Source organism: Paracnuella aquatica (assembly GCF_003332885.2).
Taxonomy (GTDB): domain Bacteria; phylum Bacteroidota; class Bacteroidia; order Chitinophagales; family Chitinophagaceae; genus Flavisolibacter; species Flavisolibacter aquaticus.
In genome coordinates this window covers 182,771-197,805 of record NZ_QOWJ01000004.1, presented here as the reverse complement: position 1 = coordinate 197,805, position 15,035 = coordinate 182,771, and the positions used below count along the sequence as shown (strand labels likewise).

Genomic DNA, 15,035 nt, shown 5'->3' with positions numbered 1-15,035 from the left:
TAAAAAAATCATCAAGTCATAGTCAGCATATTCAGGCCTGTTGTACAACAGGCTTTTTTTATTGCAAAAACATTTGGTGAAAAGCACTGCTCAAAGCGAGATGTGAAGATTTAGAATGCCTACCTTATTCAAATGCCGCTGCATGTTTATTATTGTTTATTTTCCCAAATAAACGTTTGCCATGCCTGCACATTTACTACACCGGCGGCACCTGCTGAAAGGCGCAGCCGCAGCACTCACTTTGTCTGCATTGCACGCCAGCGGGCTGGGCACCGCACCGCTGCAACGCAACCACCGCGTAGGCCTGATTGGTACCGGCTGGTATGGTAAAAGCGACCTGTTCCGGCTAATCCAGGTAGCGCCGGTGGAAGTGGTGGCCTTGTGCGATGTAGACCGCAACCACCTCGAAGAAGCTGGTGCGATGGTGGCGCAGCGACAGGCATCACGCAAAACGCCGAAGCTCTATGCTGACTACCGGCAAATGCTAGCCGAAAATAAACTCGACATCGTGCTCATTGGTACCCCCGATCATTGGCATGCGTTGATGGCGATCGACGCCATTAAGAGCGGAGCACATGTGTACCTGCAAAAACCGGTATCGGTAGATGTGCTGGAAGGAGAGGCCATTCTTGCCGCTGCACGCCGGCACAACCGCGTGGTGCAAATAGGAACTCAACGCCGCAGCACGCCGCACCTGGTGGATGCAAAAAAGACCATTGTTGACGCCGGCTTGTTGGGCAAAGTACACCATGTGGAAATGTGTTGTTTTTATCCCATGCGGGCAAATGGGAATCCGCCGGTTCAGCCCGTGCCTGCACATTTCGATTATGAAATGTGGACCGGCCCTGCACCGCTCCGGCCTTTTGATAAACTGCCGCACGGCGGCTGGTGGCGCACTTTTATGGAATACTGCAACGGCATCATGGGCGATATGTGTGTGCACATGTTCGATTCGGTGCGGTGGATGCTGGGGCTGGGTTGGCCAACATCCGTCTGGTCAACCGGTGGCATTTATGTAGATAAAGCAGGCAAAAGCAACACACCCGATACACAAACCGCCGTGTTTAAATACGATGGCCTGGACTGCGTGTGGGAGCAGCGTGCTTGGGGCAATCCTTCCGATCCCGAATACCCATGGGCTTTCATGCTGCATGGCGACAAAGGAACACTAAAAGCCGATGTGCATAAATGGGAATTTATCCCGGTTGGTGCAGGTGGACAGCGCATCAAAAAAGATGTGGTGTACGAACGGGAACAATACCCCGAAGACTTGAAAGAGCCGAGGATTGAACTGCATGCGGCACCCGCCACAAGGGCCCATATGCGAGATTTTCTGGCAGCCATCCAGGCCGGTAGCCGGCCGGTTGCCGATATTGAACAGGGACATATTTCATCGGCTAGTTGCATCCTGGCCAACATGAGCATGCAACTGGGCCGCCCGCTTGCTTACGACCCGGTTAGTAAAAAAATACTGGGCGATGCGGAAGCCACCGCCTTACTGGCCCGCAGTTATCGCAAGCCATGGGTACATCCGTTTGGACAAAATAGATAAACAAGCGTTGAGAAAATGGATGATCAATCGTTGATTGAAGCGATCATCAATTAAATAAAAAAGGATGCAGTTACCTGCATCCTTTTTTATTTTACCTAAAACAATTACTTCTATTTTTCTTTTGCAAATGCATCAGCCAATTGGTTCATTTCAGCAGCCACCAACGGCTTGCCGGATGCCACCACTACGCGGTAGCGAAACGTTGTGGACTGGCCGGGTTTCAGCGACAAATTGAGTTCTTCTTTTCCATTGCTGAACACTTTTTGTCCCAATGGGTTGATGGCAAATAATCCATAACCCCGGGCATGCCGGTAAGCCGGGTAGCCCACATTGGAGGGATGGTCGAGTATGCCGATGGCCACATCTTTGCCGTCTTTTTTCCCGGTGAGTAAAGTCCAGCGGCCGCGGGTGCTCCAGGCATCATCGCCCTGTACGCCTTCGCTGGTGAGGTAGTTGCCGGTCACACCTTCATTGTTTACTTTGGGCACTTCGGTTTTATTGCCGTTGCCGTCTACAAAAATATCGGCCTGCTGCGATGGTAGCTCCAACTCGCGGGCCACGCGGATGGCGAAAAAACCATCTTTTACATCTTTAAAATCAACAGTGATGTCTTTTGCGGTAAGCGTGGTGGTACGGTCTATAAACAGTTGCCCGCCCTTTGTATGAAAACTGTGCGCTGTTTGCTCCTGCAACAGTTCCTTACCATCGGGGCGTACCCAGCGTGCCGTGGAAACAATTGAAGCCTTGTCGCGGCCGTTTTCCTTGCGTACAATCTTATCGTGGATGATGGTACCATACTTATGGCGCTGCTCGAAAGGAATGGCAGTGGAGTGGTTCCAAAAGTCCAGTCCATTCACCGATTCATAGTTCATCCATAAGCCTACGTGGTGCGGGTGGTCGGTGCGTTCGCCGGGTTTTGGATCGAGCGGAAAACCACGGGTAACCGTGATGCCATCAAGGGTTTTGATCGGCCATAAAAACGGTTTTTTCACCGAATCCTGGTAGCGGTAGGAGGTAAGCAGGTTGCCGTTGAGCAACACGTCCACCTGTTTTTCACCGGCCTTTTCCACGAGGGTAAAACCGGCTTGTGCATTGGATAACATAGCGGCTGATTGCAACGCAAATAGCAATAGATATTTTTTCATTTGGCAAAAGCAAAAGTTGGTGCAAGAAAAAGATGCATCGATTAATAGCGGAACGGCTTACCATCCACCAGCACCTGTCCGCTCTTGGCATCAAAGGTTGCTTTTTTGCCGGAGCGCACTGCTGCGTTGGTCATGATGGTGGCAACGGAATGGTTGTAGCCTGCTTCCACCGGTGCATTGGGTTGCTGCCGGCTGCGAACGCATTCCATCCAGTTGCGCATATGCGCACTGCTCAGCGAGTCGCCGCCAGTGTTGGCCGAAGCAATTACTTTGGCTTCTTCCACCGCCAGGCTCATTTCGGGCAACAGGTTGGGTTGCATGTTCATGGCCGAGGCATGGCCTTCGCGCAGCCCACCGGTGGGTGATACGCGGTTGGTGATCAGGTTCAGTTCGCCGCCATTGGAGAAATACAATTCCGCGGGTCGTTCATCACCGTTATGCATACGCGAAGCAAAGGTTACCTGGAATCCTTTGGTTGCATCATTGTCGGGGCCATAATCAAAAACAGCTGTCATCGTATCCCAGTTGCGGCGCCCGTCTTTCCACATATAAATGCCACCGTTGGCCACCACGCTGCGTGGGTGGTTCAGCCCGCTGAACCAATGTACGGTATCGATCTGGTGGCTCATCCACTGGCCGGGCAGACCCGATGAATACGGCCAGAACAGGCGAAACTCGAGGTATTTGCGTGGGTCCCATGCTTCAAATGGGCGGTTCATCAGATAGCGCTTCCAGTCGGTGTCCTGCTCTCTTATTTTATCGAGCAATCCGGGCCTGCGCCAGCGTCCGGGCTGATTCACGTTCCAGGTAAGTTCTACCATGGTAATGGGGCCAAACTTGCCGCTTTGGATGAACTCGGCCGCTTTTTTATAGTTGCCGCCGCTGCGCCGCTGCGACCCGATCTGCACAATGTGTTTCGAGGCTTTTACCGCTTTTAATGCAGCATTCGCATCGTCCATCGTTTCGGCAAAAGGCTTTTCGCAATACACGTCGCAGTTGGCCTTAATCGCCTCAACCGTGTGCAGCGCATGCTGGAAATCGGCGGTGGCAATGATCACCGCATCGAGGTCCTTGTTGCGGTACAGTTCATCATTGTTTACATAAGCCTGCACATCGTGGCCCACCTGTGTTTTTAAAAATGCACTGCCTTCCTCGCGGCGCAGCTTCCAAATGTCCGACACGCCAATGATGTCGAAATTCAGTTCTTTGTTGTGGTGCAAAAAGCAAGGCAGGAGTGTTTGCCGAAAACGGTCGGAGTAGCCAACCACGCCTACATTTACCCGGTCATTAGCGCCCAAAATGCGGGCATAGCTTTTTGCCGAAAAACCCATGGTGCCGATGTACACACCTGCGGTTGCCTTGGCGGTTTTTTTTATAAAATCTCTGCGGGAAGACATACAAAGTGTTTTTAGAATTGTAATGGAATGATAGGGCAAAAGTGAAAAGTCAAAACCCAAAAGTGATTGTAAACTAGAAGTGCTTACTTTTTGCTTTTGCCTTTTAACTTTTGACTTTTATTGGCAGTTGCATTGCGGCTCATCGCCGGGTTTGAGTTCTTTTATTTTAATACTGCGGTACGATACTTTATCACCGTGATCCTGCAACAGTATGTGTCCGCTGGGCGCCATGCCAAAGGCCTGCCACTGCGCATATTTGCTGCGGGCCACCAATGCATCGTACAGCGGTGTGCCGCGTTGGTATTCCAGCACTTTCCAGCCGTTCAGCCAGTGCTCCACACGGTTGTTGGGGTACACCACCACCATGCCGCGGTTCCATTCGCCAATCTTGCGGCGGGCACGGGGCTCACGGTTCGATGGAATCAAATCGTACAGCGAAGCAAGCGTACGGTTGTTGGCGGCGCCGAGTTTTGCATCGGGGTGTTTGGCATCATCCAGCACCTGGTACTCCAACCCAATAGCCGATGCGCCGGACTGTTCTTTTTCTGTAACAAAATATTTCACGCCGCTGTTGGCCCCTTCCGATAGTTTAAAATCAAATTGCAGCACAAAAGCGCTGTATTGTTTTTCGGTAATGATGTCGCCGCCGTTCTGGCTTTCGGCGCCGCCCGATGGCTGTACGTTCAGCTCGCCGTTCTTTATTTCCCAGCCTTTTGCCGGAAATGCAGGTTTATGCGCACCACGCCAACCGGTGGTGGTTTTGCCATCCCATAGCAGGCTCACGCCGTTCTTTTGCTCTTGCTCCGAAAGTTGGTTGGGCAGGAGGTTCACCACGAAAATATTGTCCGAAGGATGCTGCTTTAGCCCTTCCGTTTGAATGCGGATGTTGCGCCATCGGATCTGCCGGCCTTCGTCGGCTTTGTTGCCAATGGAGTGCACCTGCAGCGCAATAAAACCACTGGGCGTAACATCGTCAATGACATAGGCAGCGGGCACGCCGTTGACGAATGTGCGGATATGGTTGCCGATGCATTCCACCCGCAGTTTATTCCATTGGCCTTGTTTAAAAGCCGCTTTGGCAGCGGGGTTCAGGTCCATCGGGTACAGCCAGTCGCGGCGGGCTTCGTCATAAATGCCACCGGTCCACCTGCGCCGTGAGGGATCAATTTCAAACTGGTAACCATGCACCCGGCCGGCTTGGTAATCGGGTTTGCTGAGGCTGCGAAACTGTACGCCGGAGTTCATCGTGCTGTCCACTTTATACTCCAATTCCAGCACAAAATCGCCGTAGTCTCGTTCGGTGGCTAAAAACGAATTGGGCTCGCCAAAAACTGTGGTACCTACAATTTCGCCCCGCTCAATGGTGTACTTGGCTTTTCCATTCAGTTGTTTCCAGCCGGAGAGGTCTTTCCCGTTAAAGAGCGGCTTCCATTGGGCAAGGCCGGGTTGGTGCGCTGCGGCGCTCAATGTGCACAATACAACGGCCCACAAAAAGAATCTTTTGTTCATTATGGCAAGAGGTTTTGCAAGGGGTGTTACTTGAAGTTTTGAAAATACCGCAATCGTTTTACATAAACAGGAATGTGGCCGATGAAATTTGCACAAAGACTGCACGACATCCTGCAAAACCGGTATTTGCTCCGGTGCCCGGCAATATGAAAATCTGGAACCGGTTGCCGATTTATTTTTAGATTGTGTAAAATAAACGCATTGAACTTGCCAAATGATTGTTATGAAAAAAATCCTTGTTTCACTCCTCCTAGTCCCCTTAATTTTCCCGGCAATGGCACAAAGCAAAACGTCTGCACTACAGGTAAAAACCGCCAGCGGTGTGGTGGAAGGCACGCTGGAAAAAAGTGGCGTCCGCTCGTTTAAAGGCGTACCGTTTGCTGCGCCGCCGGTAGGCAACCTGCGCTGGCGTGAGCCGCAGCCTGTTGCGCCCTGGCAGGGCGTTCGCAAGGCAGACCAGTTTGGTCCGCGGGCCATGCAGGCACCAATTTTTGGCGATATGGGTTTTCGCTCCAATGGCATGAGCGAAGACTGCCTGTACCTGAACGTGTGGGCGCCGCAACAAAAAGGCAAGGAACTCCTGCCCGTGCTGGTTTATTTCTACGGCGGTGGCTTTGTGGCCGGCGATGGATCGGAGCCGCGCTACGATGGCGAAAGCATGGCTACTAAGGGCATGGTAGCGCTTACGGTAAACTACCGCCTGGGTGCTTTCGGTTTTATGGCCCACCCCGAGCTGAGCCAGGAAGCGGCGTATAAAGGTTCGGGAAACTATGGCCTGCTCGACCAGGCGGCCGCGCTGAAATGGGTGCAACAAAATATTGCGGCCTTTGGCGGCGATCCAAAAAAAGTGACCATCGCCGGTGAATCGGCCGGTTCTATTTCAGTAAGTGCACAAATGGTTTCGCCCTTGTCGCGCCACCTCATTGCCGGTGCCATTGGCGAAAGCGGATCTATACTGGGTGCGCTGCCGGCGGTGCCGTTGAAAGAAGGCGAGGAAACTGGCGTTGCTTTTGCGCAGGCGTTAAAAGCCAATTCGCTGGCAGCATTGCGGGCCGTACCCGCCGATGCGCTTTTGCAGGCTTCTACGCAGTTTGGTCCCTTCCGGTTCAACCGCACAATTGATGGCTATTTTTTTACAGAAAATCCAATGCGCACTTTTGAAAAAGGCGAACAGGCAAAAGTGCCGCTGCTGGTGGGCTGGAACAGTGAGGAAATGAACTACCGCATGGTGATGGGCAACGAGGCGCTGACGAAGGAAAACTTTACAAAAGCAGTGCAAAAGCTGTATGCCGATAAAGCAGCTGAAGTGTTGCAAGTGTACAACCCGGCAACCGACGCCGATGTAGAGGCGGTGGCCACCGACCTGGCAGGCGACCGCTTTATTGCATACAGCACCTGGAAGTGGGCCGACCTGCATGCGCAAACCGCGGCCAAGCCGGTGTACCGCTATCGCTACGAGCGGCCCCGCCCCGAGATGGTTCCCGAAATGGGTAATGCAGCTCCGGGCCTTGCCGGTGGCGTGCAGCGCAATGCAGCGGCTACTCCGCAGCCAGCTGCAAAAGGCGCGGTGCATTCGGCTGAAATAGAGTATGCTATGGGCAACCTCGCTACCAATAAAGTGTATGCATGGAAAGCCGAGGACTACAAGGTTTCGAAAACGATGCAGGAGTATTTTGCCAACTTTGTAAAAACCGGCAATCCGAACGGAAAGGGTTTGGCGCAATGGCCCGCTACCAGCAGTGCCACACCGGTGCCTGTGCTGCACATAGATGTAAACACAAGGGTGGAGCCCGAACAACACCGCGGCCGCTACCTGTTTATGGATAAAAATTAGGACCTGTTTTTTAAGAAATGTCGTTCATCAATTTGATAGGTTAGTAGCTCGCATAAGCATTTTAAAAAGGGGCACTGCACATTAAATGCGGTGCCTTTTTTTATAAGGCAATCAACGCTGCACAAAGCGCAGAACGATGAACGGAGCGTCGCAAGTAAAGCTGCATCGAAGTGTTGTTGCCGGTAAAAAAAATAAGTCTGCTGTTGTTGATCAGGCGTTGCGGCGCCGCCGATGAATAAACTGTGGTATATTAGAACCCTCTGAATAAACAACATTGTATGCAGCAAGTTTTTCTAAGCGACGCGGGCCCAAAGGTTTCGCAGGCCGTGTATGGATTTTACCGGTGGAATGAAGTATCGAATGCACCCGCCACGATGGAGCGGGTGGTAAACCTGTGCCTGGAGCTGGGCATCAACGGTTTTGACCACGCCGATATTTATGGCAACTATGGCTGCGAAGAAATGTTTGGCAACCTGATGGCGCAAGGCTCGTTTCGCCGCGAAGATGTGGTGCTGTTCACCAAGTGCGGGTTGCGGGTGCCGCACGCCAGCCAGCCCGATGTACGCATCAAACATTACGATACATCGCGCAAGCACATCATACAAAGCGCCGAAGCATCGCTGCGCAAGCTGCGTACCGATTACATCGATATTTTTTTACTCAACCACCTCGACCCCTTGAGCAACCTCGAAGAAACAGCACTGGCGCTGGAACAATTGCGCAATTCGGGTAAAATCAAAAATATCGGCATCGTCAACTTTTCAGTGTTTCAGCATCAGTTGCTGGCTTCTTACCTCAACATACCTATTGTTACCAACCATATTGAACTGAATCTGCTGAACACTACGGCGCTGGACAACGGCCAGCTCGATTACATCAGGCAGCGCTACATGCGGCCGCTGGCATCGGCACCGCTGGCAGGTGGCCGCATTGCCAACGGGGCCGATATACTGGCGCTGCATGTGCAGGATAAACTGCGGCAGGTAAGTGTGCGCTACAATTGCAGCATCGAATCCCTTGCAGTGGCGTGGCTGGTAAAACTGGGCGCTTTGCCCCTGATCGGAACGATTGAAGAGCAACGCATCCGCCATATTGCTGAAGCATTTGCTATTGAACTGGACCACCAGGATTGGTACGAGTTGTATGCCGCTTCGCGGGGTGTGCCCAGTTGAGTTGCGCATCGGATCGCTATTAAATAACACGGGGCGATCCGGTTGGTATCGTTTCAGGAATGCGTAAAAATGTAACCGTGATATTGGGGCGGTAAACTGTTGTAAAAAAAATTTGCTTTAGTGGTCAAAGGCCGTTGTGGTTTTTGCCGGATCCGTCACACAAAGTGGCGGTCCCGTCACATTGCACAACGCAATGGAGCGGACCCGTTAGATATTGCAGGTACATTTTTACGCTATGAAGTACAAAGACATGAAACTGGACCGTTTCTCCGCCATTGAATTGTGGGTGTTCTCCGCCATTTTTATCCTGATGGCCATCACGTTCATGGCGCCTGCATTTGATGAATTGCCACAGCATGCCTGGGCTCCCAATAGGGGCATGTTTGAGGCAGCAGGTGCGCCGTTTAATTATTACCAGCATTACCTGCTGCCGTTGCTCATACGCTACATTGTGCTGTTTGCGGCATTCATTGCCCTCAACTTTAAACTGGTGCCGGCAATCATCCGCGGCGAACGGGCTGGGGTGCATGCAGCATGGGCTGCAGTAATAGTGCTGGCCGTAGCGTTGGTGATCTTTTTTACAAATTACTACCTCAAGTTTTACATGTTTTACACCATGACCAGCGAAAAGGCGGTGCAAAACAACTTGTGGCAATTAAGCTTTTTATACACCTTCCGGCTGTTGTTGTTGTTTGTAGGGTACACCATGCTACGCTACACTGGGTTGCGGGTATTTGGCCGCCTGCGCGAAAGCAATTTTAAATCGCGGTTTGTAAACCGCGAATGGATGATTGCCGCGGCGCTCTGGATCATCATGGCCATTTTCTTGGCGGCAACAAGGGTGATGGTTTTGTTTCAATTATGGGTGATTGCCGTGCCCTGTGCCTTGCTGTTTTACTACCTCGGTTTTAATGTGATTATACCAAAAGCATTGCGCCGCAAAAAGCCCATTCGCTTTTACATCCTGTGCACTTTTGTACTTGGCTTTTTATGCTTCTTGCTACCGGGTTTGTTGCTGTCGGCGGTGAGTGATGATGCGGAAAGAGGCATGAGCATTGGCCTGTTCAATGGCTTTTTGCAATTCCTGATTGTGGGGCCCGCCGTGTGGATACTTTTTAAGCGGCAAATGAAAGGCAACGAAGAATTGTATGCACTAAAAACAGAGTTGGGGCAATCGACTGCAAGCCTCGATTTTTTGCGGTCGCAGATCAACCCGCATTTCCTCTTCAATGCGCTCAATACATTGTATGGAACCGCCATACAGGAAGGCGCTGACCGCACCGGCGAGGGGGTACAAAAACTGGGTGACATGATGCGATTTATGCTGCTCGAAAACATGCAAGAAAAAATTGCACTGACCCGTGAAATTGAATACCTCGAAAACTATGTAAGCCTGCAGCGGCTGCGCACCGATGCCAGCCCCAGCATCCGCATTCAGGTGTCGATACCGGAAGAGATCAACCCCCTGGTGCAGATTGCGCCGATGCTCCTGATTCCTTTTATCGAAAACGCGTTCAAGCACGGCATCAGCCTGCGCGAAGAATCGTACATCAAAATTTCGCTGGAGCTGAAAGGTTCGGAGCTTTATTTTGATGTGTACAACAGCAAGCACCAGCGGCCGCAACACGATCCTGAAAAAACCAACAATGGAATTGGCCTGGTAAATGTGCGGCAGCGGTTGCAACTGTTGTATCCCAACCGCCACGAACTGGTGGTGCGGGAAACACCCAATGATTTTTTTGTGCACCTCATTGTTAACTTAGGTAAATAATACAGCGGCAGTATGAAAGCAATTGTGGTAGACGATGAACCAATGGCGTTGGAAGTGGTGCGGTCGCATGCATCGAAAGTGCCTTTCCTGGAGTTGAAGGCTGCCTTTGTAGATGCGTTTCAAGCATTGGAATATTTACAAAAAGAAAACATCGATCTTATATTTCTCGATATAAAAATGCCGGATATTTCAGGCATTGATTTTTACAATAGCCTCAATAAAAAGCCGCTGCTGGTTTTTACAACTGCTTATAGCGATCATGCCGTTACTTCTTTTGAAATGGACGCTATTGATTACCTGTTGAAGCCATTTTCACTAGTCCGCTTTTTAAAGGCCTGCAACAAAGCGTTTGAGTTGTACAACTTCCGCAATGCCGGCGAGATATCGGATCACCTGTACCTGAAAACGGGACAGGAGCAGGTAAAAGTGATGTATGATGAAATAGTGTACCTGGAGGCTACGGGCAACTATGTAACCTTTGTGCTTGCCGACCGCAAAGTATTGTCGCGCAGCACCTTTGCCGAAGCCATCAACTGGCTGCCTGCACAGCGTTTTGTGCGCATCCACCGGTCGTTTTTGGTGGCCGTGCCCAAGATTGAAAAGGCAGACCGTTTTTTGGTAACAGTGGGCAATGCAAAGCTGCCGGTGAGTGTAGCGTATCACAAGAACCTGGTGCAGGCCCTGCAGCAGGCAAGGCAATAATTTGATTGTATGATAGGTAGGGCTGCAGTAGTGAGCACACTGCCGCATTTTTTTATAGCTTGTAAAGGTTGTAGATATTGGATGACGTTTACGAATGGTGACTGGTTGTATCTACGCATAGTGTAACAGTAAAACAAGCAGGTCATTCTGAATAAAAAGAAACAGGCTTATATTTAAAGGGGTGCTCCATTCAGTACCCTAACAATGATGACGGTCGTTATCAAGAAAAAGAAAAATTCCTTTTACTTACTTTTCGGCATCATAGGTCTGTTGGCGGTTGTCATCGGCTTTTTTACAACCTATATTAAGCCGTCTTTTCAAGGAAGTCTGGCCATTCCTGTCGTCGTTCATGTTCATGCGGCCTTTGCATTTGGGTGGGTTTTTCTTTTTCTCGTGCAAACCCTTACCGTTAAATTCAGAAACTTCCGGTTGCACAAAACGCTGGGATATTTGGGGTTATTTATTGCACTTGGGATTGTGGCTACAATGCTGCCCACAGGCTTATTCCAAGTTAACAGGGATTTGTCCATAGGGTTAGGTGAAACAGCAGTTTCTCAAATTGTTGGCATTGCTACAACGGCATTAATTTTTGCAATGCTTGTAGGGGCAGGATTCGCGCAACGCAAAAATCCTAAAGTCCATAAGAGGCTGCTGTTGCTGGCTACGATTGTATTGCTTTGGCCCGCATGGTTTCGGTTTCGTCATTATTTTCCCTCCGTAGCAAGGCCCGATATTTGGTTTGGCGTTGTACTTGCAGACAGCTTCATCATACTTTCCTGGGTTGTAGACAAACGCACTTATGGTAAAATTCACCCGGTGTTATTTTGGACTGGCTTGTTCATCATCGGCGAACATGCGGTGGAGGTACTTGCATTTGATGGTATTGTGTGGCGGCAAATAGGAAGGGCGATATATCAAAACCTTAGTTAGTTTTTTAATTTGCCAAACGGCCAACCTTGTTCGAGTAAACTTTTGAGGGCAGAGTAAGTAATCGATTGCGCAATTGTTTTTATTGCGATGTGCACAAATAGGCATGAGTTTAAATGAATCAATCATGAAAGACAATTTTTCCGTGCAGTCAGGCGAATATGCAAAGTACCGTCCGCTTTACCCCGAAGCGTTGTTTGCATACATTGAACAAACTGTGTCGCAAAAGCAGGCTGCATGGGATTGCGGCACCGGCAACGGGCAGGTGGCCCATGCATTGTCCCAATTTTTCCAACACATTGAAGCCACTGATATCAGCCAGGCACAGATCGACAATGCCGTGCAGGCACCCAACATTCACTACTCGTTACAGCCTGCAGAAAAAACAAATTTTCCCGATCAGTTTTTTGATGCGATTGTAGTGGCGCAAGCCATTCACTGGTTCAACTTTCAGCAGTTTTATGCCGAGGTAAAACGAGTAGCGAAAGCGGACGCCATCTTGTTTGTAGTGGGCTATGGCATGCTAACCATTTCGGAGCCCATCGACCGCGTCATTGATCATTTTTACACATCGGTCATTGGCGAATATTGGGACAAGGAACGCCGGTATGTGGATGAGCATTACCGCACCATTCCCTTTCCATTCACCGAGCTGCCCGCTCCACAGTTTGCAAACACCGTGCATTGGACGTTGAACCACCTCGTGGGCTATTTATCCACTTGGTCGGCAGTGCAACATTTTATTCGGCAAAATGGGTTCAACCCGGTAGATCAGTTACACCAAGAATTACAGCAGCACTGGCCGGAAGAAACTATTTGCGAAGTGCGCTTCCCGCTGCTGTTGCGTGTGGGTAAAATACATGGGTGAGCATTAGCGTGCATGGAAAAATTTAAACGTGAAACTGGCATGCTCTAGCGCAATTACTTTAATTTGAAAATCGGTTTTGCAGTGCGTTTCGTCAAAACAGCTTTCCTGTTTTCCATGCCTTGCATTTATCTACAATAACATTTTGAGCCGGTAATTGCGGCATTACTCATCGTTTCAAATAAGACTGCTGCGGGGTAAAAATTATAGATAAAATGTGTTGTTTAGTACAGGTAAAATGTTGCACTTGAAAAAGCAACGCCAAGCCTTGCACCTGTACAATGCCATCCACATGAAAAGAGCCATAAAGCTGCTTTTAAATGTTGCAGCATGCATATTTTTTCTTTCCTGTAAACAGCAAGCCGGCAGTCCATCAGCCGAGACCATTGATGCACTTGAACTTAAGAAGGGCAACCTTGTTGCCTGTGGCCCCGAAGAGCAACAATTAGGTTTTGTCGCTTTTCCTATCTCCGGCGATGTATCGGAAAATGAAGCATTTAATTTGGGCTTAAAACTATTGCACTCATTTGAGTACGATGCCGCAGAGCAGGTTTTTGCCCGCATCATATACCGGCAGCCGCAGTGCGCCATGGCATATTGGGGTGTGGCCATGAGCAACTTTCATCCATTATGGGCGCCACCTACCGAAGCGGAAATTACAAAGGGCGCCAAAGCGATCGCCATTGCCGCTGCGCTGCGGCCAAAGACCGCTAAAGAATCAGACTACATCAATGCCATTGCTGCATTTTACAACAATTGGGAAAACCTGGATCATAAAACCCGTTGCATCAAATTTGAAACGGCCATGCAGCAGTTGCACCAGCGCCATCCGGATGATTTGGAGGCGGCCATATTTTATGCGCTGGCCCTCAATGCTGCAGCAGATCCGGCCGACAAGTCGCTGTGGCGGCAAAAAAAGGCTGGTGCCCTTTTGCAGTCGCTGTACGCCAAAGCACCCAATCACCCTGGTGTGGTGCATTACCTCATTCATTCCTACGATTCACCGGAGCTGGCCCGTTTGGCACTACCTGCAGCAAAGCGTTATGCGGCCCTGGCACCGTCATCGGCGCATGCACTGCACATGCCTTCGCATATATTTACCCGGCTGGGTCATTGGCCGGAATCTATTGCATCCAATCTTGCTTCGGTTGACGCCGCACAGTGCTATGCAACTACCGCCGGACTGAAAGGACATTGGGATGAAGAGTTGCATGGCATGGATTACCTGGTGTATGCCCACTTGCAGCGGGGCGACAGTGCTTCGGCTCGCAAGCAAATGAATTATTTGCTGGCAATGAAAGCGGTATCGCCAGTGAACTTTAAGGTAGCGTATGCATTTGCGGCTATACCATCGCGTTATATGCTGGAAAATAAGTTGTGGGCTGAAACTGCTGCACTTGAAGTACCAACAGGAATCTTTTCCTGGAACGAATATCCCTGGCAAAATGCCATCATTCATTTTACCCGCCTGCTGGGTTTGGTGCACACCGGAAACAGGAAGGGTGCTGAAAGGGAGTTGGCTGTTCTAGACCGCTTGCGCCAAACGTTGCTGCAACAAAAAGATGCTTACAAAGCAGGCCAGGTGGCCATTCAAATCAAAACATCTGAAGCATGGTTGTATTGGCAGGGCGGGGAAATGGAAAAGGCATTGACTTCCATGCGCAATGCCGCAGAGATGGAAGAGGCAACAGAAAAGCATCCGGTTACGCCGGGTGAAGTGTCGCCGGCAAATGAACTGTTGGCCGACATGCTGATTGAATTGAAACAATGGCCGCAGGCATTGGAGGCATACGAGGCGAGTTTGGCAACACATCCCAACCGGTTCAATGCCGTGTTCGGCGCAGCAAAGGCTGCGGAACACAGTGGCGACGTGCCAAAGGCAAGGCATTACTACCAGCTATTGAGCAACCTGTGTTCGGGCATTGCAACTAACCGGGAGGAAATAGTGGTGGCTAAACGGTTTTTGCAAATGCATTCCGCATTGTAGCTCCGGCAGATGAATAAAATATACCAGTAGTTTTCAATATTCGTCGGGCTGCATGTAAAAAGATTCTTTGCCTTGTTGGTAAACAATATTGCCGTCCATATCAATATTGAATTTCGTTTTTATGCTACTTGTTTTTTCACCTTTTCTTCCATAAAAATAACCCGCGACAGGCTA

At 50.1% G+C, this 15,035-nt stretch carries 11 protein-coding genes; 8 read left to right on the top strand and 3 right to left on the bottom strand.

The window, feature by feature from the left end; translation table 11 throughout:
• Positions 1 to 181: 181 nt before the first annotated feature.
• Positions 182 to 1,552, top strand: a complete 1,371-nt coding sequence (locus DRJ53_RS08465; RefSeq protein ID WP_114235172.1) for a Gfo/Idh/MocA family protein — start codon at positions 182 to 184, stop codon at positions 1,550 to 1,552.
• 110 nt (positions 1,553 to 1,662) lie between these two features.
• On the opposite strand, the gene DRJ53_RS08460 is transcribed toward DRJ53_RS08465, so the two are convergent.
• From DRJ53_RS08460 to DRJ53_RS08450, 3 genes are all read right to left on the bottom strand, one after another.
• Positions 1,663 to 2,697: a DUF6807 domain-containing protein gene (locus tag DRJ53_RS08460; protein ID WP_114235171.1), complete on the bottom strand. Its 1,035-nt coding sequence runs from the start codon at positions 2,695 to 2,697 to the stop codon at positions 1,663 to 1,665.
• A gap of 41 nt (positions 2,698 to 2,738) precedes the next feature.
• Positions 2,739 to 4,094 (bottom strand): Gfo/Idh/MocA family protein, encoded by a 1,356-nt coding sequence (locus DRJ53_RS08455; protein ID WP_114235170.1) that lies wholly within the window; start codon positions 4,092 to 4,094, stop codon positions 2,739 to 2,741.
• Between the two features lie 117 nt (positions 4,095 to 4,211).
• A complete protein-coding gene (locus DRJ53_RS08450; RefSeq protein ID WP_114235169.1) occupies positions 4,212 to 5,603 on the bottom strand; it encodes a 3-keto-disaccharide hydrolase in 1,392 nt (463 codons plus the stop codon).
• A gap of 274 nt (positions 5,604 to 5,877) precedes the next feature.
• Here DRJ53_RS08450 and DRJ53_RS08445 point away from each other — a divergent pair, with 274 nt between their 5' ends.
• The 7 genes from DRJ53_RS08445 to DRJ53_RS08415 all read left to right on the top strand — a co-directional run bounded on the left by DRJ53_RS08445 (position 5,878) and on the right by DRJ53_RS08415 (position 14,861).
• Positions 5,878 to 7,437 carry a carboxylesterase/lipase family protein gene (locus DRJ53_RS08445; RefSeq protein WP_241558498.1) on the top strand — a complete coding sequence of 520 codons (1,560 nt, stop codon included), beginning with the start codon at positions 5,878 to 5,880 and terminating at the stop codon, positions 7,435 to 7,437.
• A gap of 278 nt (positions 7,438 to 7,715) precedes the next feature.
• Complete coding sequence (locus DRJ53_RS08440) at positions 7,716 to 8,609, top strand: aldo/keto reductase (RefSeq protein WP_114235168.1); 894 nt, start codon at positions 7,716 to 7,718, stop codon at positions 8,607 to 8,609.
• 235 nt (positions 8,610 to 8,844) lie between these two features.
• The gene (locus DRJ53_RS08435; RefSeq protein WP_206609741.1) at positions 8,845 to 10,380 is read left to right on the top strand and encodes a sensor histidine kinase; all 1,536 of its coding nucleotides are present in this window, start codon (positions 8,845 to 8,847) and stop codon (positions 10,378 to 10,380) included.
• A 12-nt stretch (positions 10,381 to 10,392) separates the two neighbouring features.
• Positions 10,393 to 11,082 carry a LytR/AlgR family response regulator transcription factor gene (locus DRJ53_RS08430; protein ID WP_114235167.1) on the top strand — a complete coding sequence of 230 codons (690 nt, stop codon included), beginning with the start codon at positions 10,393 to 10,395 and terminating at the stop codon, positions 11,080 to 11,082.
• Between the two features lie 204 nt (positions 11,083 to 11,286).
• A complete protein-coding gene (locus DRJ53_RS08425; RefSeq protein ID WP_114235166.1) occupies positions 11,287 to 12,012 on the top strand; it encodes a hypothetical protein in 726 nt (241 codons plus the stop codon).
• Between the two features lie 124 nt (positions 12,013 to 12,136).
• Positions 12,137 to 12,877 (top strand): class I SAM-dependent methyltransferase, encoded by a 741-nt coding sequence (locus tag DRJ53_RS08420; RefSeq protein ID WP_114235295.1) that lies wholly within the window; start codon positions 12,137 to 12,139, stop codon positions 12,875 to 12,877.
• Positions 12,878 to 13,121: 244 nt separating this feature from the next.
• Positions 13,122 to 14,861, top strand: a complete 1,740-nt coding sequence (locus DRJ53_RS08415; protein WP_206609740.1) for a tetratricopeptide repeat protein — start codon at positions 13,122 to 13,124, stop codon at positions 14,859 to 14,861.
• Positions 14,862 to 15,035 lie beyond the last annotated feature (174 nt).